This window comes from Deinococcus indicus (genome assembly GCF_002198095.1).
Taxonomy (GTDB): Bacteria; Deinococcota; Deinococci; order Deinococcales; family Deinococcaceae; genus Deinococcus; species Deinococcus caeni.
In genome coordinates this window covers 160,167-179,425 of sequence record NZ_NHMK01000011.1, presented here as the reverse complement: position 1 = coordinate 179,425, position 19,259 = coordinate 160,167, and the positions used below count along the sequence as shown (strand labels likewise).

20 protein-coding genes are annotated in these 19,259 nt (G+C 67.8%); 10 read left to right on the top strand and 10 right to left on the bottom strand.

Going from position 1 to position 19,259, the window contains the following annotated elements; translation table 11 throughout:
* Positions 1-37 precede the first annotated feature (37 nt).
* Positions 38-868: a DUF72 domain-containing protein gene (locus CBQ26_RS08970; protein WP_088248289.1), complete on the bottom strand. Its 831-nt coding sequence runs from the start codon at positions 866-868 to the stop codon at positions 38-40.
* A gap of 88 nt (positions 869-956) precedes the next feature.
* Positions 957-1,394: a response regulator gene (locus CBQ26_RS08965; protein ID WP_055363722.1), complete on the bottom strand. Its 438-nt coding sequence runs from the start codon at positions 1,392-1,394 to the stop codon at positions 957-959.
* 210 nt (positions 1,395-1,604) lie between these two features.
* On the opposite strand from CBQ26_RS08965, the gene hisF reads away from it, so the two are divergent.
* Positions 1,605-2,402, top strand: a complete 798-nt coding sequence (gene hisF, locus CBQ26_RS08960; protein ID WP_088248288.1) for an imidazole glycerol phosphate synthase subunit HisF — start codon at positions 1,605-1,607, stop codon at positions 2,400-2,402.
* Positions 2,403-2,442: 40 nt separating this feature from the next.
* A complete protein-coding gene (gene hisIE, locus CBQ26_RS08955; RefSeq protein ID WP_088248287.1) occupies positions 2,443-3,111 on the top strand; it encodes a bifunctional phosphoribosyl-AMP cyclohydrolase/phosphoribosyl-ATP diphosphatase HisIE in 669 nt (222 codons plus the stop codon).
* A gap of 48 nt (positions 3,112-3,159) precedes the next feature.
* Here the strand turns inward: hisIE and nucS are convergent, their stop codons facing one another.
* Complete coding sequence (gene nucS, locus CBQ26_RS08950) at positions 3,160-3,909, bottom strand: endonuclease NucS (protein ID WP_088248286.1); 750 nt, start codon at positions 3,907-3,909, stop codon at positions 3,160-3,162.
* 237 nt (positions 3,910-4,146) lie between these two features.
* Between nucS and CBQ26_RS08945 the strand changes: the two genes are divergently transcribed.
* Positions 4,147-4,983: a DUF4394 domain-containing protein gene (locus CBQ26_RS08945; RefSeq protein ID WP_088248285.1), complete on the top strand. Its 837-nt coding sequence runs from the start codon at positions 4,147-4,149 to the stop codon at positions 4,981-4,983.
* Positions 4,984-5,080: 97 nt separating this feature from the next.
* Positions 5,081-5,656, top strand: a complete 576-nt coding sequence (locus CBQ26_RS08940; protein WP_244898009.1) for a 5-formyltetrahydrofolate cyclo-ligase — start codon at positions 5,081-5,083, stop codon at positions 5,654-5,656.
* On the opposite strand, the gene CBQ26_RS08935 is transcribed toward CBQ26_RS08940, so the two are convergent.
* From CBQ26_RS08935 to CBQ26_RS08925, 3 genes are all read right to left on the bottom strand, one after another.
* The gene (locus CBQ26_RS08935; protein ID WP_088248283.1) at positions 5,643-6,272 is read right to left on the bottom strand and encodes an SDR family NAD(P)-dependent oxidoreductase; all 630 of its coding nucleotides are present in this window, start codon (positions 6,270-6,272) and stop codon (positions 5,643-5,645) included. The two genes, CBQ26_RS08940 and CBQ26_RS08935, sit on opposite strands and share 14 nt — an antisense overlap.
* Positions 6,273-6,470: 198 nt before the next feature.
* On the bottom strand, positions 6,471-7,094 hold the full coding sequence (locus CBQ26_RS08930; protein WP_088248282.1) for an NUDIX hydrolase: 624 nt from the start codon (positions 7,092-7,094) through the stop codon (positions 6,471-6,473).
* Between the two features lie 10 nt (positions 7,095-7,104).
* Positions 7,105-7,638 carry a 2'-5' RNA ligase family protein gene (locus CBQ26_RS08925; RefSeq protein WP_088248281.1) on the bottom strand — a complete coding sequence of 178 codons (534 nt, stop codon included), beginning with the start codon at positions 7,636-7,638 and terminating at the stop codon, positions 7,105-7,107.
* A 167-nt stretch (positions 7,639-7,805) separates the two neighbouring features.
* Here CBQ26_RS08925 and gcvT point away from each other — a divergent pair, with 167 nt between their 5' ends.
* The 4 genes from gcvT (at position 7,806) to CBQ26_RS21290 (ending at position 13,391) form a co-directional block, all read left to right on the top strand.
* A complete protein-coding gene (gcvT, locus tag CBQ26_RS08920; protein ID WP_088248280.1) occupies positions 7,806-8,876 on the top strand; it encodes a glycine cleavage system aminomethyltransferase GcvT in 1,071 nt (356 codons plus the stop codon).
* Between the two features lie 59 nt (positions 8,877-8,935).
* On the top strand, positions 8,936-9,298 hold the full coding sequence (gcvH, locus tag CBQ26_RS08915) for a glycine cleavage system protein GcvH (RefSeq protein WP_088248279.1): 363 nt from the start codon (positions 8,936-8,938) through the stop codon (positions 9,296-9,298).
* Between the two features lie 169 nt (positions 9,299-9,467).
* Entirely contained in the window at positions 9,468-12,320 is a 2,853-nt protein-coding gene (gene gcvP, locus CBQ26_RS08910) for an aminomethyl-transferring glycine dehydrogenase (protein WP_088248278.1), read from the top strand.
* 279 nt (positions 12,321-12,599) lie between these two features.
* On the top strand, positions 12,600-13,391 hold the full coding sequence (locus tag CBQ26_RS21290) for a hypothetical protein (protein ID WP_143342035.1): 792 nt from the start codon (positions 12,600-12,602) through the stop codon (positions 13,389-13,391).
* A 140-nt stretch (positions 13,392-13,531) separates the two neighbouring features.
* Here CBQ26_RS21290 and CBQ26_RS08905 read toward each other — a convergent pair whose 3' ends face one another.
* Both CBQ26_RS08905 and CBQ26_RS08900 read right to left on the bottom strand, forming a co-directional pair.
* Complete coding sequence (locus CBQ26_RS08905; RefSeq protein ID WP_308430605.1) at positions 13,532-13,759, bottom strand: DJ-1/PfpI family protein; 228 nt, start codon at positions 13,757-13,759, stop codon at positions 13,532-13,534.
* A gap of 359 nt (positions 13,760-14,118) precedes the next feature.
* Entirely contained in the window at positions 14,119-14,874 is a 756-nt protein-coding gene (locus CBQ26_RS08900) for a sugar nucleotide-binding protein (protein ID WP_172417999.1), read from the bottom strand.
* 260 nt (positions 14,875-15,134) lie between these two features.
* Between CBQ26_RS08900 and CBQ26_RS08895 the strand changes: the two genes are divergently transcribed.
* A complete protein-coding gene (locus CBQ26_RS08895) occupies positions 15,135-15,980 on the top strand; it encodes a hypothetical protein (protein WP_088248275.1) in 846 nt (281 codons plus the stop codon).
* Positions 15,981-16,113: 133 nt separating this feature from the next.
* On the opposite strand, the gene CBQ26_RS08890 is transcribed toward CBQ26_RS08895, so the two are convergent.
* Entirely contained in the window at positions 16,114-16,680 is a 567-nt protein-coding gene (locus CBQ26_RS08890) for a type 1 glutamine amidotransferase domain-containing protein (RefSeq protein WP_088248274.1), read from the bottom strand.
* A 208-nt stretch (positions 16,681-16,888) separates the two neighbouring features.
* Positions 16,889-17,239, bottom strand: a complete 351-nt coding sequence (locus CBQ26_RS08885; protein WP_216360346.1) for a cupin domain-containing protein — start codon at positions 17,237-17,239, stop codon at positions 16,889-16,891.
* Between the two features lie 226 nt (positions 17,240-17,465).
* Between CBQ26_RS08885 and dnaG the strand changes: the two genes are divergently transcribed.
* Positions 17,466-19,238: a DNA primase gene (gene dnaG / locus CBQ26_RS08880; RefSeq protein ID WP_088248273.1), complete on the top strand. Its 1,773-nt coding sequence runs from the start codon at positions 17,466-17,468 to the stop codon at positions 19,236-19,238.
* Positions 19,239-19,259 lie beyond the last annotated feature (21 nt).

The window sequence follows — 19,259 nt, the reverse complement described above, 5'->3', positions numbered from 1 at the left end:
GGTGGGGGTTTTTCATGTCTGGCCCAGGCAGTCACGCTCAGAGCAGGCGGCCCTGTTCCGGGCCGGGGTCGGGGGTCTGTACGGGCACGCCGTGGGCGTTCAGGGCCTCGCGCAGCTGGGGGATGTTGTGCAGCGCGTGCCCCTTGGTGGTGTTCTCGAACAGCACGTACAGTTCGCTCAGGTCCGGGGCGGCCAGGGCGATCTTCTGCGCCCATTCGTCCATCTCGGCGCGGCTGTAGCGGTAGTCGTGGCGTTCGGCGGCGCTCTGCCCTTCCCACCAGCTGCCGGCGTTGCGGCCGTGCAGGCGCAGGTAGCCCACGTCGCCCGTGACGTGCAGTTGCGGTTCGGGCAGGCCGCCGGCGGGCGGGTAGTCGGGACTGACCCAGATCAGGCCGCGCTCGGCCATGCCCTCGCGGACTTCGGGCAGGTCCCAGCCCTCGTGGCGCATCTCGACGGCCAGTTCGTGCCCGGCGAAGCGTTCGGTCAGCTGCCCCAGGTAGCGGCGGTTGGCGGGCGTGCGGTGAAACGAGAACGGGAACTGCGCGAGGTAGGGCCCCATGACGCCCGCCTCGCGCAGCGGTTCGGGGCTCTGGAGCATGCGGTCGAAGTCGGCGTCGGTGGGGGCGCGGTCGTGCGTGAAGACCCGGTGGAGTTTCACGGTGAACCGCACCCGGCCGCCGCTCCGGCGGGCCATGCCCGCGAAGGCTTTCAGGCCGGGAATGGCGTAGAAGGAGCTGTTCAGTTCGGCGGCGTCGAAGTGCTGGGCGTACGTGGCGAGGTAGTCGTCCTTGCGGACTCCCTCGTAGATCAGGCCGGGTGCCGTCCAGTCGTCGTTGCTGTAGCCGCCGCAGCCGATGTACACGCGCATGCCTGCCAGGGTAGCGGCCAGCGGGGCGCGGTGGGGAGCGGCAGGTCTTGCGCCGTTCTTGAGGGTCGCCCCGGCGGCGGGGACCGGTTCAGCCGTTGAGGCTGGGGGGGCGGTTCAGGGTGGTCCAGAAGGCCTGGATGGTCTGCATGGCGTCCCGGAACTGCGTGAAGTCCATGGGTTTGATGACGTAGGCGCTCGCGCCGTGCGCGTAGGATTCGCTGATGTCGCGCCCCTCGCCGCTGGTGGTGAGCATGACGACCGGAATGCCGCGCAGGCCGGGGTCGGCGCGGATCACGTCGAGGACCGCGATGCCGTCCATGTGGGGCATCTTCAGGTCGAGCAGGATCAGGTCGGGCAGGGTGCCGGTCGTCCGGGCGACGCGCAGCCATTCGATCGCTTCGGGCCCGCCGGACGCGACACTGACCTCGTGGCCGGGACTGCCGGCGGGTGCGTCGGCCAGGGCGGTCAGGGCGAGTTCCACGTCGTTCGGGTTGTCGTCGATGATCAGAATCCTGCGGATGTTCACGGTTCCCCCAGGGGTGGCTGCCGTCGTGCTTGCGGTGACGTCCGGCGGCCTCGTGCCGCTGGTGACCATCAGCTTAGCAGGTTGCATGAGGGCTTTCTAAAGTCGGTTTAATATTGTTGGATGTCACGGCGGGACCGGACGGCCATCCGCACGGGCCTCGTATGACGCGGTCACGGTCGGACTGCGCCGTGACCGCGTAGACTTGCCCCCATGTTGACCAAGCGCATCATTCCCTGCCTGGACGTGCAGAACGGCCGCGTGGTGAAGAACGTCCGGTTTTTCGAGGACCACCGCGACGCCGGGGACCCGCTGGTGCTGGCCCAGGCGTACGAGGCGCAGCAGGCCGACGAACTGGTGTTCTACGACATCACCGCCACGTTTGAAGGCCGCAGCCTGATGCTGGACGTCGCCGCCAGGGTCGCCGAACAGGTCATGATGCCCCTGACCGTCGGGGGCGGCGTGAACGCCCTGAGTGATTTCCGGCAGCTGCTGCTGGCCGGCGCGGACAAGATCAGCGTGAACAGCGGCGCATTGACCCGCCCCGACCTGATCCGCGAGGCCAGCGACCACCACGGCGCGCAGTGCGTGATGCTGAGCATCGACGCCAAACGCCGCCCCGGCGGCGGCTGGAACGTGTACCGCGCCGGCGGCCGCGTGGACACCGGCCTGGACCTGATCGAGTGGGCGGTGCGCGGCCAGACGCTCGGCGCGGGCGAGATCTGCCTGAACATCATGGACGCCGACGGCACCCGCGCCGGCTTCGACCTTGAGGCGACCCGCACCGTGGCCCGCGCGCTGGACATTCCCGTGATCGCGTCCGGCGGCGCCGGGAAACTCGAGGATTTCCGGGACGTGCTGCGCGGCGGTGAGGACGGCGGCTGGGCCGACGCGGCGCTCGCGGCCAGCGTCTTCCATTTCGGAGAGCTGACCGTCCCGCAGGTCAAGACGTACCTGAAGGGCGAGGGGCTGCCCGTGCGGCCCGACTGGCACGACACGCACCGCCCCTGAACCCGCCCCCACCCCACCCTGGCCTCCGGAGGGCCGTGACATGACACCCCCCATCTCCCTGGATTCCCTGAACTTCGACGCCCAGACCGGCCTGATCCCGGTCGTGACGCAGGACGCCCGCAGCGGCGCCGTCCTGATGCAGGCCTGGGCTGACCGCGCCGCCGTGGCCCGCACCCTGGACACCCGCGAGGCCACCTACTACAGCCGCTCCCGGCAGGAGCAGTGGGTCAAGGGCGCCACCAGCGGCCACACCCAGCGGATCGTGGACGTGCAGACCGACTGCGACGCCGACAGCCTGCTGTACCGCGTCGAGCAGACCGGCCCCGCCTGCCACACCGGCGCGTACTCCTGCTACCACCAGCCCCTGCTGACCGGCGACGCCCCCCAGGCCGGACTGGACGGCACGCTGGACCGCGTGTACGCCACCATCACCGAGCGGCTGGCCACCCTGCCCGAGAACAGCTACGTGGCCCGCCTGCACGCCGGCGGCCTGGACCGCGTGCTGAAGAAGATCAGCGAGGAAAGCGGCGAGGTCCTGCTGGCCGCGAAGAACGCCGACCGCGCCGAACTGGCCACCGAGGTCGCCGACCTGCTGTTCCACACCCTGTTCGCCATGGCCGAGGTCGGCGTCTCTCCCGCCGACGTGGCCGCCGTCCTGCACGCACGCGAAGGGAAGACCGGCCTGAAAGGCCCCAAAGAAGTGGGATAAGGGGCCTGTGGATTGTGGGGTTGAGTGTTCCCACGTCCCACACGTCCATCAGAACAGCGTGGGTTGGAGCGCTTCCTCGGGCACCTGGGGGAGCGCCTCGACTTTCACGTATTCCAGGCCGGACGCCTGCGCGACCTTCAGGGCCGGCACGGTGATGTCCGGGGCGGCCAGGACGCCGCGCACGGGGCCGGGCACCTGTTCGCGCACGGCCTGCACGTAGCGGGCCAGCTGATGCACCGCCTCGTGCCCGGCCTTGCCGCGCTTGAGTTCCACCACCACGAACCGCCCCTGGCTGTCGCGGGCGTACAGGTCGATCCCACCCACCCCCACCAGCAGTTCGCGGTTCAGGACCGTCAGGCCCGGTTCGATCAGCTCGGGCGTGCGGGCCAGCGCCGCCTGCATCTGCGCCTCGCTGCCCTGAAGCAGGAACAGCGCCTCGTCACCCAGTTGCAGCGCCGTGACCTGCGCGCAGCCGATCACGCGGACCCGCACGACCTCGGCCGGGCTGCGCCTCTCGGCGTGCAGGACCACGCAGCCGCCGTCCAGTTCGGCCGACAGGTGATCGGTGCGCGGCTGCCAGTTCACGGGTTTCACGCCCCTGGGCCCGTGAACCTGCAACGACCCGTCCGGCTTGAGCAGCAGCAGGCGGTCCCCGGCCTCGGCCATGCTGGTCGCGCGGCCCGCGTACAGCACCTCGACCTCACCAGCCAGGTGCAGGGTCACGCGGGCGTGCAGGTGAGCGCGCAGGAACGCCAGCAGGGCTTCGGGGGTGGGGTGGGTCAGGGACTCGATCAGCATGGGCGGGCTGAGCAGCATAGCGCGGCGCGCCGCAGCCGGGCAGGCCGCCCGTCCCGCCACCCGGCGCCCGTTCATGACAGTTCGGCCAAGTTCGCGTGAACGTGACCCGTGATCCAGTCGGGCACTCCCCGCATATACGCTTACCAGAGCGTCACTGCCGTTCTGTCCGTCCGATCAACCACCGCCCAGGTCCGCGCGGCGCCCCCGCCCGTACCCCCCCTTCCCGGAGGAACCACCATGAAGAAAGTTGCCCTGCTGACCCTGATCTCGACCGTCGCCCTCGCCTCCTGCAACATGAACCGCACGCCCGCCGCGCCGACCGGCCAGCTCGCCTACGGCCTGAGCAGCGACGGCAAACAGCTCGTGACCTTTGGCATGGATAACGCCGACGCCAGCTACGTGAAGCAGAGCATCACGGGCCTGGGCACGGACACCCTGGTGGATCTGGACGTGCGCAACACCGACGGGATGCTGTACGGCATGACCGCCAGCGGCAAGATCTACAAGATCAGCACCGAGAATGGTGCGGCCACGCAGGACAGCACCATCGCGCTTGCAGGCGCCATGGTCGTTGCTGCCGACTTCAACCCGGTGGCCAACCGTCTGCGTGTGGTCGGCACGAACGACACGAACTTCCGCCATACGCTGGCCAGCACCAACACCACTCCTGACGGCACGTTCGCTCCCTACCCCACGGGCGACCTCAATGCCGGCAAGAGCCCCAACCTCGTGGCCGCTGCTTACACCAACTCGTTCAACGACACCGGCAAGGCTGCCCCCGCCACGACGGCCCTGTTCACCCTTGACGCCGACCTTGACATTCTGGTCGCCCACCCCGCCATCGGGGCACCCCAGTTCAACACCCTTCAGACCGTTGGCGCCCTTGGCGTGAATGTCATGGTGGGCACGACCGGCTTCGACATCGCCGGTGCCAACAGCGCGTACCTGAGCAGCGTGTCGAACAACGATACGAACCTGTACACCGTGGACCTGTCCAGCGGGAAGGCCACCATGAAGGGCAAGCTGAGCGGCGTCAAGCTCAGCTCCCTGGCCCTGAAACTCGCCGCGCAGTAATCCAGCGGCGTAGCTGGTTCCGCCGGTCGCCCCTGCCCTGTGTGGTGGGGGCGTCCGGCGTTGTGCGGGCCGGGCGGGGCGGCGCACAATGGCGGGCGTGACCCGACCCGCCTTGCCTGCCGATTTGAACGACAAGGCCCGCTGGCGGGCGTGGGCTCGGGAGGTGCGGGCCGCCCTGCCGGACGTGTCGGATGGGGTGGCGGGGCAGGCGCGGACGCTGCTGCGTGCGGTGGGGGCGCGGCGGGTGCTGGCGTACCGGGCGTTGCCGGGAGAGCCGGACGTGTCGGCGTTGCATGGCGAGTTCGAGTTGCTGGCTCCCCGCGCCCGCTTCCGCCCCGAGCCGAGGCTCACGTTGCATCCCTGGGCGACGGCGACGGAGGTCAGTCGTTTCGGGGCGCTGCAACCGCCGCAGGACGCGCCGCAGGTGCCGCTGGACACCGTGGACGCGATCCTGCTGCCGGGGCTGGCGTTCGACCGGTCGGGCGTGCGGCTGGGGTACGGGGGCGGGTTCTACGACCGGCTGCTGCCCGCATTCCGGGGCGTGACGGTGGGCGTTATCCAGGGCGCGCTGATCGTGCCGCGCCTGCCAGCCGACCCGCACGACTGCCCGGTGGCGTGGCTGCTGAGCGAGGCGGGTGCGTGCGCGGTGGGCGGGGTGGTCAGTCCACCCTGAGTTCCGGGGTGGGGTCGGCGGCGCGGTGCGTGGCGATGGCGCGGGCGACCACGTCCGGTGCGACCGCTCCTTTCGGCGCGCGGCCCACCTGCGCCCACAGGGCGGTGTCCACGGCGGGCGGCAGGACCAGCGTGACCCCCACGCCCCGGTGCTCCAGGCGGGCGATCTCGGCAGCGCGGGCCAGGGCGGCCTTGCTGGCGGCGTACTGGCTGAAGCCGCGCGCCGTGACCAGTTCGGGCCGCGCGCCGATCAGGTACACGCGCCCGCCCGCGTTCAGGCGGCCCAGCCCGTGCTTGAGCACCCACAGCGCCCCGAAGTAGTTGGCGTTCCACACGGCGCGGACATGGCCGGGGTCGGCGTCCTTCAGCGGTTCCGGCAGGGCGGCGCCCGCCGCGTACACCAGCGTGTCCAGCGGCGGCACGCCCTCCAGCAGCGCCCGGACGTGACTCTCGTAGCCCACGTCGGCGGCGTGGTGGGCGGCGCCCAGTTCGGCGGCCAGGGCGGTCAGGGTCGCCTCGTTCCGCCCGCTGAGGGTCAGGGTGTCGCCCTGCGCGGCCAGGACGCGGGCCGTGGCCGCACCGATCCCGCCGGTCGCTCCGATGATCAGGGTGTTCATGACGGCAGTGAACCGCACCCTGCCCACCGTGTCGGTACGGGCGCGTACAGGTCCACCGCTGTTCATACGGACTCCGATTGAATGGGTTGGAAAGCCCGTTCAATCCGAGCGAAGCGAGTGGGAGAGAAACGGGTTCCGGACGTGGAGCTGGCAATCCGGTGAAGTCCCGGATTGTCGGCGAAACAAACGGAACCCGTATCAGTCGCAGGACACGGCGCTGTGCGGGTCGCGGGCCAGCGCCACCACGCGCCGCACCTGATCCGGCAGGTTGCGGGGCAAACTCAGGGGTGGCAGGGCGTCCACGGGAAAGAAGGCGCTGTCCAGCGTCTCCAGGTTCTCCGCGTGGGCCGCGCCTCCGGCGCCGGTCAGGTCGCACTGCACGAACAGCTTGTACACCGCCCACAGGTCCGGCGGGTGCGGGTGCTGCGCCTTGTCCATCACGGCCAGCAGGCGCGCGGCGCGTACCGTGCGCCCAGTTTCCTCGAACACCTCGCGCACGGCGATCTGGGTGGGGCTCTCGCCGGGGTCGGCCCACCCGCCGGGGAGGCTCCAGGCGCCGTCGCTGCGCTCGCGGGTCAGCAGGACCTCGCCCGCCGCGTTCAGCACGACCGCACGCACGTCCACCTTCGGCGTCAGGTAGCCCTCCTCTGCCCGCAGCAGTCCAGTGACGGTGGCGGGCGCTTGCCCGGTCTGCTCGGCCAGCAGTTCGGCGGTCAGGTCCCGCAGGCGCGCGAAGCGGGTCAGGTCGAAAGGATCGCGGGAGTAGGTCAGGCCCTCCTGCGCGATGGCCTGGAGTTCCCGGAGCTGCGCGAGGGTCGGCATGCCCGCCACTCTACGTGGCGGCCGCGCCGCCCAGCGGCCAGCTCTGCACGGGCCGGTAGGCGCCGCCGGGTCCGGGTTTGCGCATCCACACGAGTTCGGTGGCGGTGAAGGTGGGCGGGTGTGGGAACGCCTGCCGCGCGGCGTCCAGCAGGGCGTCCAGGGTCACGTCCCGCCGCCCGATGGTCAGCGTGAGGTGCGGAGTCATGTGCGGCCCCTCGTACCCGAAGCGGCGCGCGGGGCGCAGGGCATCCAGCAGCGCGAGGTGCAGCTGCACGGCGCCAGGGCTGCGGGCGGGCAGGTACAGGGCGCTGCCGTTCGGGAACACGCGCGGCGCGAGCAGTTCGGCCGGGACGGGCGGGGTCGCCGCCGCGACCGCCGGGATCAGCTCCAGCCAGCGCAGGTCGTCGTCCAGACCGCTGCGGGCCTTCACGGTGACGTGCGGGACCGCCGCCGCGTCGCGCACGCCGTGGGCCTCGCGGAACGCCACGACGCGGGCCTCGATGTCCGGCGGGGGCCGCAGCGCCAGCAAATGCGAGGGAGTCACGGGGCGGGCCTCCGGGAGGCAGGGGACGGGCTGGCTGCCCGAGTGGACCGGGCCGGTTTTTCACCCTGTGGAACGCTCTTTTTTCCGGTCGTCATGCTCCAGCGTACACCCGGCAGGCGTCCAGCCGGCTTGGACGCACCGGGGGCTGCTCGGCTACAGTTTCAGGTGTGAACCAGTCCCCCACCGAGCCGCTGAAGCGGACGCCCCTGCATGCCGCGCACCTGCGCGCCGGAGCCCGAATGGTGCCCTTCGGCGGGTGGGACATGCCCGTACAGTACGCGGGCGTGAAAGCCGAACACGACGCCGTGCGCAACGCGGCGGGCGTGTTCGACGTGTCCCACATGGGCGAATTCCGCGTGCAGGGGCCGGGCGCACTGGCCTTCCTGCAACACGTCACCACCAACGACGTCAGCAAACTGAAACCCGGCCGCGCGCAGTACAACTGGCTGCCCGGCGTCTCGGGCGGGCTGGTGGACGACATCTACATCTACATGGTCGCGCCAGACGAGTACCTGACGGTCGTGAACGCCAGCAACATCGCCAAGGACTGGGCGCACCTGCAACGCCATGCCGAGGGGTTCGACGTCACCCTGACCGACGAGAGCGACCGCTGGGGCCTGCTCGCCGTGCAGGGCCCCCAGACCGAGAGCCTGCTGCAACCCCACACCGACACCGACCTGAGCAGCAAGAAGAAGAACGCTTTCTTCCCCGCCAGACTGTTCGGCTTCGACGTGATGCTGGCCCGCACCGGGTACACCGGCGAGGACGGCTTCGAGGTGTTCACGGACGCCAGCGAGGCCGAAACGATCTGGGACAAACTCCTGGCCATCGGCCTGACGCCCGCCGGACTGGGCGCCCGCGACACCCTGCGCCTCGAAGCGGGCTTCCCGCTGTACGGGCACGAATTCAGCGACACCATTCACCCGCTGAGCAGCACGTACAGCTGGGTAGTGAAGGAGAAGACCCACGTCGGCCACGAGCACATCCGCACGGCCCCCACCCAGACCCTGATCGGCCTGAAACTGGACCGCGTGCCGGTGCGCGAGGGCTACCCCGTCAAGGTCGGCGGCGAGGTCGTCGGCCACGTCACCAGCGGCACGAGCAGCCCCACCTTCGGGCACCCCATCGCCATGGCCCTCGTGAACGCCCAGCACGCCGGAGCCGACGTGTTCGACGTCGAGGTGCGCGGCAAGGACCACCCCGCCACCCGCGTCGCGCTGCCCTTCTACAAACGCTGACCCGCCCCCCACGTAGGCGCGCACACACCCCCCACCCCCGAAACCCGGAGAATACGACCATGACGAACACCCCCACCGAACTGAAGTACGCCGCCTCGCACGAATGGCTCGCCGCTGACGGCACCGTCGGCATCACCGACTTCGCGCAGGACCAGCTGGGCGACGTCGTGTACGTCGAACTGCCCGAAGTGGGCCGCGTCGTGACCGCCGGCGAGACCGTCGCCGTCGTCGAGAGTGTCAAGACCGCCAGCGACATCTACGCCCCGGCCAGTGGCACCATCGTGGCCGTGAACGACGCCCTGAGCGGCACGCCCGAACTGGTGAACAGCGGCCCCTACGAGGGCGGCTGGCTGTTCAAACTCGACGTGACCGGCGAGGGCGACCTGATGGACGCCGCCGCGTACGAAGCCGCGAACAACTGACCTTGACGGGTGACCGGGAGCGCCACTCGGTGGCCCCCTCACCCCCAGCCCCTCTCCCACAGGGGGAGAGGGGGGTTCAACATTCTTTTTCTCCCTCTCCCCCTGTGGGAGAGGGCCGGGGTGAGGGGGCGTGTGACCCGCTTCACCGCCCCACCCCCAGGAGTACTCCATGACCCGTTCCCTGACTGATCTGCTTCAGACCGCTGATTTCCTCGACCGTCACGTCGGCCCGACCGAGGCCGAACAGGCCGCCATGCTCGCGGAGCTGGGCGTGGGTAGCCTGGATGAGCTGAGCGACACGACCCTGCCCGAGAGCATCCGCTTTGAGGGGGACCTGAACGTGGGCGGCCCGGTCACGGAAGCGCAGGCGCTGGCCGACCTGAAGGCGGTCGCGACGAAGAACCGGGTGTTCCGCAGTTACATCGGCATGGGGTACAGCGGGACGCACACGCCGGGCGTGATCCTGCGGAACATGCTGGAGAACCCCGGCTGGTACACGGCGTACACGCCGTACCAGGCGGAGATCAGCCAGGGTCGTCTGGAGATGCTGCTGAACTTCCAGCAGGCGATCATGGACCTGACCGCCATGCCCGTCTGCAACGCGTCGCTGCTGGACGAGGCGACCGCCGCCGCCGAGGCCATGACGTTGGCCAAGCGGGCCGGCAAGAGCAAGGGCAACACGCTGTACGTCGCGCAGGACGTGCACCCGCAGACCATCGACGTGATCCGCACCCGCGCGGAGTACTTCGGGTTCGAGATCGTCACCGGACCCGCCGACGCCGAACTGCCCGAGGGCACCTTCGCGGCGCTCGTGCAGACGCCCGGCACGTACGGCGACCTGCACGACCTCTCCCCCATCGCCGAGCGTGTGCACGCCAGCGGCGGGCTGCTGATCGCCGCGACCGACCTGCTCGCCAGCGCCCTCGTGAAACCCGTGGGCGAGATGGGCGCGGACATCGTCATCGGCAGCGCGCAGCGCTTCGGCGTGCCGATGGGCTTCGGCGGGCCGCACGCGGCGTTCCTGGCGTGCCGCAGCGACTTCCAGCGCTCCATGCCCGGCCGCGTGATCGGCGTGAGCAAGGACGTCAAGGGCCGCCCCGCGCTGCGGATGGCGATGCAGACGCGCGAGCAGCACATCCGCCGCGAGAAGGCCACCAGCAACATCTGCACCGCGCAGGCGCTGCTGGCGAACATGGCCGCCGCGTACGCCGTCTACCACGGCCCCGAAGGCATCCGCACGATTGCCGAGCGTGTACAGCGGATGACGGGGATTCTGGCCGCCGCGCTGGGTGACGCGGGCCTGAACGTCAGCCGCCGCTTCTTCGACACCGTCACCTTCGACGGGGACAGCGCCGCCATCCGCGCCCGCGCCGAGGGCAAGGGCATCAACCTCCGCTACGAGGAAGGCCGCGTCAGCGTCAGCCTGGACGAGACGGTCACCGTGGCCGACCTTGCCGACATCATCGAGGTCATCACGGGCAGTGCCGCCGACGTGCTGGCGCTGGACGCGCAGGCCGTGGACGGCATTCCTGCCGACCTGAAGCGCACCAGTGACTACCTCTCGCACCCGGTGTTCAACACGCATCACAGCGAGCACGGCATGCTGCGGTACCTGAAGTCCCTGGAGAACAAGGATTACAGCCTGACGCACGGCATGATCCCGCTGGGCAGCTGCACCATGAAACTGAACGCCACCACGGAAATGATTCCCGTGACGTGGCCCGAGTTCGGGGGGCTGCACCCCTTCGCGCCCGCCGACCAGACCGAGGGGTACGCGGAGATGCTGGCGGAACTGGAGGCGTGGCTGGCGGACATCACCGGGTACGACGCCGTGAGCCTCCAGCCGAACAGCGGCGCGCAGGGCGAGTACGCGGGCCTGCTGGTCATCCGCAAGTACCACGAGAGCCGCGGCGAGGCGCACCGGAACATCTGCCTGATTCCCGCATCCGCGCACGGCACGAACCCCGCGAGTGCGGCCATGATGGGCATGCAGGTCGTCGTCGTGAAGACCGACGCGGACGGCAACATCGACATGGACGACCTGAAAGCCCAGGCGGAGAAGCACAGCGAGAACCTGGGCGCGCTGATGATCACGTACCCCAGCACGCACGGCGTGTACGAGGAAAGGGTCATGGAAGCGTGCGAGCTGATCCACCAGCACGGCGGGCAGGTGTACCTGGACGGCGCGAACATGAACGCCCAGGTCGGCCTGACCAAACCCGGCCTGATCGGCAGTGACGTCAGCCACCTGAACCTGCACAAGACCTTCGCCATCCCCCACGGCGGCGGCGGCCCCGGCATGGGCCCCATCGGCGTCAAGGCGCACCTCGCCCCGTTCCTCCCCAACCACGCCGTGCGCCCCACCAGCGAGAGCAGCACGGGGGCCGTCAGCGCCGCGCCGTACGGCAGCGCCAGCATCCTCCCCATCAGCTACCTGTACATCCGCCTGCTCGGCGCGCGCGGCCTGAAAGTCGCCACGCAGGTCGCCCTGCTGAACGCCAACTACATCGCCCACCACCTGAAAGGCGCGTTCCCGGTCCTGTACACCGGCCGCAACGACCGCGTGGCGCACGAGTGCATCATCGACCTGCGCCCCCTCAAGGCCGCCAGCGGGATCAGTGAGGAGGACGTCGCCAAGCGCCTCATGGACTACGGCTTCCACGCCCCCACCATGAGCTTCCCCGTCCCCGGCACGCTGATGATCGAACCGACCGAGAGCGAACCCAAAGCGGAACTCGACCGGTTCATCCAGGCGATGCTCGGCATCCGCCGCGAGATTCAGGATGTGCAGGACGAACTGATCACCGCCGCCGACAGCCCGCTGAAGCACGCGCCCCACACCCAGGCCGACCTGATCGACATGGACTGGAACCGCGCGTACAGCCGCGAAACCGCCGCCTACCCCACCCAAACGCAAAAGCAGTGGAAATACTGGCCCAGCGTGAATAGAGTGGACAACGTCTACGGCGACAGAAACTTCGTGTGCAGCTGCCCGCCCGTCGAGGACTACATCGAGGCGTAATCCCGAAGCGTCCGTGAATCAGTGAGCCTCCCAGTACGGGAGGCTTTCTTCTGTTCTCACCACTGGGGGAACGCTGGTAGCGAGCCCTCATACGCGAAATCCACAAACGCACAAAAGCGGTGAAAATGCAGATCCGGCGTGAATAGAGTGGACGAAGTCCAAGGAGTCCAGAACGTCGTTTTTAGCTGCCCAGCCGTCGAAGATTTCGTTGAAACTTGTTACGCAATAACGAAAAGCACATGAGCCCACTCCGGTGAAACTTTACTGTATTATTAATCTGTGGAAACCAGCAATCCTCTTGAACAAGTGATCAATATAGTTAAAACTATCAAACCTTACCAGTTTGGTGATGATCTACAGTATTACAGAAGATCAGACGGGCATTTTCTGGCTTTTCCTGCCATCTCTTGGAGCCTGGGACGAAAACCAGACGAAACTTCCGGCACTTATTCAGACGAAGCTTTATTGAGTGATTACATCTCAATGCTCAATATAATAAGAGACGCAAGAAACTTCGTATCCGAAATGTCTAATGAAAGATCAAAGACGACAAATATTAAATTAGTAGAACCAATTTTGACACCATTCTTCCTACTGAGCCCTACATCATACGCCGAGCCGATTCACTCTATAAGTCCGGCAAGCATAGAAAATGCCCAGATAGTTTCTAACAATCTTTGGGAGAAGAATACCTCAACTATTATCAGCAAAGAGGCGATTGATGATATTTTAGATCAGATTTCAAAATTAGAGTCCGGAATAGATTCACTTGAAATAGACACAATCCTGAAAGATAGAATACGAGTAACAATAAACCTCATTCGAGTTTCAATATCTCGCATTAATTTAATTGGTCCAGAAGAGATTCTTAAAGATCTAGAAAAGCTGCTGGGACAATCCGTAATGGTTGTCGTAGCCAGCGATTCCGATGATAAAAATAAGGCGCGAAATTTTTTTGAGAACACTGTTTCCCTTTTCAAAAATACGAAGGATGTAGTTGATGCCGCCTCGACCATCTATCCAGTACTTAAAGCAGCCGCCGAAATAGCAATGAGGGCTCTTGGTAGCTAGTCAGATTTCATTAAAATTCAATATTTTGAACTTGATCCTATCTTATTAAGAAAATTTTGCCGTAAAGATCGGATTGATGTAAAAAATACAGGAGAAGGGCCACACTCCCCTCCCGAGTGCAGCCCTTCTCCTATCCCCTGTTACCTCTTGCTGCTGTGGTCGCCTTCCTGGAATTCTTCAATCATCTTGGCGTTGAAGGCGGGGATGTCGTTGGGGTTGCGGCTGGTGACAATCCCTTTGTCCAAGACGACCTGCTGGTCGATCCATTCGGCGCCGCCGAGGCTCAGTTCGTGTTTCAGGCTGGGCCAGCTGGTCATGTTCAGGCCCTTACTGATGCCGGTTTCGCTGAGGCTCCAGGGGCCGCGCAGGAACCGCTAGGAGGAGGTCCACTGGTCAGGCGGCCCCCACTGGCCGAAGTGTCCCGCCATGCGGTGGACCGTCAGCCGTCGTGCGCGAAGCGCGCGGGCCTTCCAGTGGGGGCGGCAGGATGGCGTCGAGGCCCGACACGTCACCGCCCCTTGCAGGTACGCCGCAGCAGTAGAACCTCTTGCCGAGCGCAGCGACTGCTCCCCCGCTCCCAGGTTCCAGGCGCGGCTGTAGATCTGGCGTCAACGCGCAGGCCGCCCTGCGCGGCGAAGACGTGGCCCCCCTGGGGATGGGGGTTGGGGGGTGGGGTAGCACGCAACTCAGCCGGAACAGCCGCCCGCTGATCTCTCCAGAGTGGCCTTTACGCCAGCCCGAGGCGTTCGCGCAGCCCGGGCAGGCGGGTGGTGTCGTCCACGAGCCGCTGGTCGTGCGTGTAGTCGTCCGTTTCCTCGACCTCCCAGTCGCGGTTCAGGTGCCGGGCGAGGCCGCGCACGAGTTCCGGGAAGGTGAGGGCGTCGTGGGCGTTGCTGTCCAGGTGGACGGTGCCGGTGGTGCCGTCCTGCGCGAGGGCTGCGAGGGCGTGGGCGGTGTCGGTCATGAACGAGGTGGCGGGAATCCAGTGGCGACTGGCGCGAATAACGCCGTTCTGGTCGTGTTGTGCCTGGAGTTGCTGGGCCATGTTGTTGCCGGTGGCGGTGGGGTGGATCTGCCAGCCGATGCGGGCGATGACGGCGTGGGGGTTGGCGGCGCGGATGGCGTGTTCGGTGCGGGTCTTGTAGTGACCGTAGTCGCTGTCGGGCTGGGCAGGCTGGGTGGGGTGGTGGGGGCCGCCGGCCTGGGCGCTGTAGACCATGGCGGTGCTGGTGTGGACGAAGGGGATGCCGGTGGCGTGGGCGTGGGCGGCGAGGGTGGCGGCCCAGGTTTCGGCGCCCAGGGCGAGGTGCAGGATGCCCTGGGGGTTCAGGGTGTGCAGGTGGGCGTGGGCGGCGGGGCTGTCGTCGGCGGGGGTGGTGTGGCGGTCCCAGCCGGTGACGGTGTGCCCCTGGGCCTCAAGGGCGTGGGCGACGTGTGGGGCGAGGGTGCCGGTGAGGCCGGTGACGAGCCAGGGTCGGGTCATGGGGTGCAGTGTAGGGGTGTGGGGGTGGGTTTTGAGGGTTTTTTGTGGGGGGTCTGGTGAAGTGGGTGGGTCCGGCGTGGGTAGTGTGGCCGGGGGCATGCTCAATGATTCCGGCTGCGGATCATTGATCTTTTGTCGTTTTCTACTAAGTTCGGGTCAATCATATTCCTTTCAGGTTCGTTTTCTATAGTTCGCTTCACCGGGCGGTTGTGGTGCCTGGAAAGGATGTGACCATGAAACGAATTCTCTTTCCTGTGGTAATGACGGTTTCCCTTCTGGCTCCTGTGTCCCTGGCGGCGGCGGGGTCCGCGGTGGGGTCCGCGTCGGGTTCGGCGGCGGCGGCCGCTTCGGCGGGCGTGGCGGTTCAGGCGAGCGCGGTGGTGCTGCTGGACGCGCAGGGTCGCGTGATCGGCACGGTGAACGGGGCGGGTCAGGTCGTGTTCAGCGGCGCGAGCCGCGCGGTGTCCACGGCCCGCGTGACGTTCGAGAACGGCGCGCAGCAGTCGTTCCGGGTGGCGGGCGGCGCGGCGGCGCAGGGCCGCGTGACGCTGGAGTCGCTGGTGGTGTCGGGTCGCGGGGCGGGCGTGAGCCTGGGCAGCGCGATCCGCGCGGAGGGGCAGGTGCTGGCGCGGGCGGCGGCCGAGGGTCGCGCGGCGTTGCAGGGTCGCGTGGTGACGCTGCTGGACGCGCGCGGTCAGGTGCTGGGTCAGTTCGACGCGGCGGGCCGCTGGGCGGGTGGCGCGCAGGCGGCGCTCGTGACGGACGTGGTCGTGTCGGGCGGTGCGGGCGCGGGAACGTATGACGTGGCGGGTCGCGTGCTGGTGGACGCGGCGGGCATGGTTAGCCTGGAGGGCGTGGCGGTGCAGACGCAGGCGGGCGCGCGGACGCTGGTGCAGGTGCTCGTCGCGGGCGCGGCGGCGGGGGCCGGGTCGGTTCCCGCGACGGGCGGCGGCTCGGGCAGCGCTGCCGGGAACGGGTCGGCGGGCGGGTCCGTCGGCGGTTCGGCTGGCGGGTCGGCTGGTGGGTCCGGTTCGGCTGGCGGGTCGGGCGGCGTCAGCGTCGGTGTGGGTGTCGGGATCGGCATTGGCATCGGCGGCGGCAAGTAAGACGGACCCGGATTGAATGGCTGGCAAGGCCGTTCAATCCCAGGCGTCTCATCCCAGTCGAGTGTGCAGCAGCACAGCGGCCCTCCCAGAGATGGAAGGGCCGCTGCCTGCGTTGGGGGTCGGTGGGGTGGGGTCAGCGTTTGCTGCTGTGGTCACCTTCCTGGAATTCCTCGATCATCTTGGCGGTGAAGGCGGGAATGTCGTCGGGGTTGCGGCTGGTCACGATGCCTTTGTCCACGACGACGGGCTGGTCGACCCATTCGGCGCCGCCGAGGGTCAGTTCGTGTTTCAGGCTGGGCCAGCTGGTCATCTTCAGGCCCTTGCTGATGCCGGTCTCGCTGAGGCTCCAGGGGCCGTGGCAGATGGCGGCGATGGGCGCGCCGTGGTCGTAGAACGCGCGGACGAACTGCATGGCGTAGGCGTCCAGGCGCAGCTTGTCGGGGTTGACGGTGCCGCCGGGCAGCAGCAGGCCGTCGTAGTCGCTGGGGTTGGCCTGCGTGACGGTGTGGTCCACGTCGTACCGGTCCTGGGGTTCCATGTCGCCTTTCATGCTCTGGATCTGCCCGGCCTTGAGGCTGATGAGGTGCGTGGTGGCCCCGGCGGCTTCCAGCGCCTCGCGGGGTTTGACGAGTTCGACCTGCTCGACTCCGTCGGCGGCGAGGATGGCGATGGTCTTGCCTTTCAGGGGTTGGTCGGTCATGCGTTCAGCGTGGCGGTTGGGGTGGGGCGGGGGCGTGATGGTGTGCTGAAGGGGGGTTCATGGGGGGTTGAGCGCGGCTTGAGTTGCGGGCCTGTGTAGCGGGACTGTGTAACGGGGCATGCAGAATCCCTCTCCTGCGGGGAGAGGGAGGGATTCGTGGAACTGCCCGGCAGGGCCGCGAGGCGGCGCAGGGGTGCGGGTGCGCTGCTTACTGGTCGGTGCCGGGCGTGGTGACTTCGACGGCGGTGAGGGTCTGCGTGATGCGGTAGGTGTGCGGCGTGCCGGCGGGAACGTGGTACGAGTCGCCGGGCTGGAGGGCGATGGTCTGCCCGTCGATGATCAGGTCGGCGGTGCCCTCGATGACGTACCCGAGGGTTTCGTAGGGGTTGGTGCTTTCGGGTTTGTCGGCGTTCGGTTCCTCGCGGTGCCACAGGCGCATGTGGCTGTGCTGGCCTTTCACGAGGTGGTGTTCGCCGCCTTTGCCGTGGGTGGTGTCGTGCTGGCTGACCTTGTAGGGGTTCATGCCCTTCAGCGTGCGCCGCGTGGCGGGCGGGGGCATGAGGGGGGCCTTCAGGGGCGGTCATGGGGTCTGAAGGGAGCGCTGGGCGTGCGTTCACGCGGGCGGGCGCGTGTGGCACGGCCCTCACTGCACCTCTCATGGTTTTATTCGTACCAGACGCACAATTCGGGGTGTAGCGGTGTGGGCGGGGGGTGGAGTACACTGCGGGTCTACCGGGCCGTCCGTGCAGTCATGCGGGCGGCCTGTCCAGGGGGGGTGAGGTTGCATGGGAACGAAAGAAGAGGTTCGTTCACGCCTGAACATTGCGGACGTGGTCGGCGAGTACGTGCGCCTCAGCCCGGCCGGGAAGGGCCGCATGAAGGGCCTGTGTCCGTTCCACAAGGAGAAATCCCCGTCGTTCCAGGTGGATACCGAGCAGGGGTACTTCTACTGTTTCGGGTGCAAGGCGGGCGGCGACGTGTTCAGTTTCGTGCAGCGTACCGAGAACCTGAGTTTCGGGGATTCGCTGCGCAAACTCGCCGAGCGGGTGGGCGTGCAGGTCGAGGCGAAGTACGGCGAGCGCAGCAACCGCGACCTGTACGACGTGAACGCCTTCGCGCTGGCGTACTTCCGCGAGCACCTGACGGGCGCGGCGGGCGAGGCGGCGCTGGCGTACCTGCGGCGGCGCGGCCTGACGGACGCGACCATCGAGGCCTTCGAGATCGGCTTCGCGCCGGACGGCTGGGACGGCCTGCTGAAGCACGCGCGCGTGAAGGGCCTGACCGAACGGCAACTGCTGGAGGCGGGCCTGCTGATCGAGAACCCGGAGTCCGGCCGGGTGTACGACCGCTTCCGGGCGCGCGTGATGTTCCCCATCCGCGACCACCTGGGGCGGCTGGTGGGTTTCGGGGGGCGCGTGCTGGACGACAGCAAACCGAAGTACCTGAACACCCCGGAAACCGACGCGTTCCGCAAGGGCGAACTGCTGTACGGCCTGGACAAGGCCCGCGCGGGGCTGGGCAGCGGCGCGGAACTGACGGTCGTGGAAGGCTACATGGACGTCATCACCATGCACCAGCACGGCTTTACCGGCGCAGTCGCCAGCCTGGGCACCGCCCTGACCGCCGAGCACGCCACGCTGCTGGAACGGCTGGGCGCGCAGAGCCTCGTTCTGCTGTTCGACCGAGACGAGGCCGGCCTGAAGGCCACGCTGTCCGGGCTGGATCAGGTGCTGGGCGCCAAGTTCCGCGTGCGGGCCACCAGCGTCCCCAGCGGCAAGGACCCTGCCGACACCCTGCTGGCCGGCGGGCACGAGCAGCTGCGCCACGCCATCGGCGGCGGCCTCGACGAGGTGCATTACCGCGTGCAGGCCGCCATCGAACGGCACGGCACCGGCACCAGCGAGGGCAAGCGCCGCATCCTGATGGAACTGCTGCCGCGCATGCAGAACCTCGATCCCCTGGACGATATCGCCGAGGGCGTCCGCGCCGCCGCCTGCGAGACGCTGGGCATCAAACCCGACGCGCTGCTGGAATGGATCGCCAGCAAGGCCAAACGCCGCGTCCTGACCGACACGCATTTGGCGGGCATGAGCGCCACCCGCACCGAGGAGGACCGCGAGATGGCCCTGCTGCGGCAACTGCTGGTCGATCCCAGCCTCCGCGCCAAGCTGGACGGCACCACCCCCTGGCGCAACGAGACGGTCCGCAAGGTCATGCTGGCCCTCCAGGGCACCCCCACCCCCGAAGGCGTCCTCGACATCTTCCGGGGCCAGCCCGAGGAGCAACTCCTGATCCGCCTGATGTTCGAGGGCCGCGACGCCGGCAGCATCAGCCGCGAGAACAGCCAGCAGTACGAACAGAAAGTCGGCGCGTACGCCGCCACCGCCGTCGACGACATTCAGGTCAGCATGAGCATCGACGCCCTGCGCGCCGAGGTCACCCACCTGAAAACCCAGCTGACGACCGCCCCGCCCACCCAGCAGCTCGACATGCTCCGCCAGATCCAGGACCTGCAACGCGCCATCGAAGCCGAGAAACGCAGCCGCCGCAGCGCGTAAAGCGGGGCAGTCGGGTGGGCA

Excerpts from the sequence above, each read along its gene's own strand:
- gcvP (WP_088248278.1), top strand. The coding sequence starts at position 9,468 with ATGACCCGTTCCCTGACTGATCTGCTTCAGACCGCTGATTTCCTCGAC.
- CBQ26_RS08900 (WP_172417999.1), bottom strand. The coding sequence starts at position 14,874 with ATGACCCGACCCTGGCTCGTCACCGGCCTCACCGGCACCCTCGCCCCA.
- hisIE (WP_088248287.1), top strand. The coding sequence starts at position 2,443 with ATGACACCCCCCATCTCCCTGGATTCCCTGAACTTCGACGCCCAGACC.
- CBQ26_RS08945 (WP_088248285.1), top strand. The coding sequence starts at position 4,147 with ATGAAGAAAGTTGCCCTGCTGACCCTGATCTCGACCGTCGCCCTCGCC.
- CBQ26_RS08890 (WP_088248274.1), bottom strand. The coding sequence starts at position 16,680 with ATGACCGACCAACCCCTGAAAGGCAAGACCATCGCCATCCTCGCCGCC.
- CBQ26_RS08885 (WP_216360346.1), bottom strand. The coding sequence starts at position 17,239 with ATGCCCCCGCCCGCCACGCGGCGCACGCTGAAGGGCATGAACCCCTAC.
- CBQ26_RS08895 (WP_088248275.1), top strand. The coding sequence starts at position 15,135 with ATGACGGTTTCCCTTCTGGCTCCTGTGTCCCTGGCGGCGGCGGGGTCC.
- dnaG (WP_088248273.1), top strand. The coding sequence starts at position 17,466 with ATGGGAACGAAAGAAGAGGTTCGTTCACGCCTGAACATTGCGGACGTG.
- CBQ26_RS08970 (WP_088248289.1), bottom strand. The coding sequence starts at position 868 with ATGCGCGTGTACATCGGCTGCGGCGGCTACAGCAACGACGACTGGACG.
- CBQ26_RS08930 (WP_088248282.1), bottom strand. The coding sequence starts at position 7,094 with ATGCCGACCCTCGCGCAGCTCCGGGAACTCCAGGCCATCGCGCAGGAG.
- gcvH (WP_088248279.1), top strand. The coding sequence starts at position 8,936 with ATGACGAACACCCCCACCGAACTGAAGTACGCCGCCTCGCACGAATGG.
- hisF (WP_088248288.1), top strand. The coding sequence starts at position 1,605 with ATGTTGACCAAGCGCATCATTCCCTGCCTGGACGTGCAGAACGGCCGC.
- CBQ26_RS08935 (WP_088248283.1), bottom strand. The coding sequence starts at position 6,272 with ATGAACACCCTGATCATCGGAGCGACCGGCGGGATCGGTGCGGCCACG.
- nucS (WP_088248286.1), bottom strand. The coding sequence starts at position 3,909 with ATGCTGATCGAGTCCCTGACCCACCCCACCCCCGAAGCCCTGCTGGCG.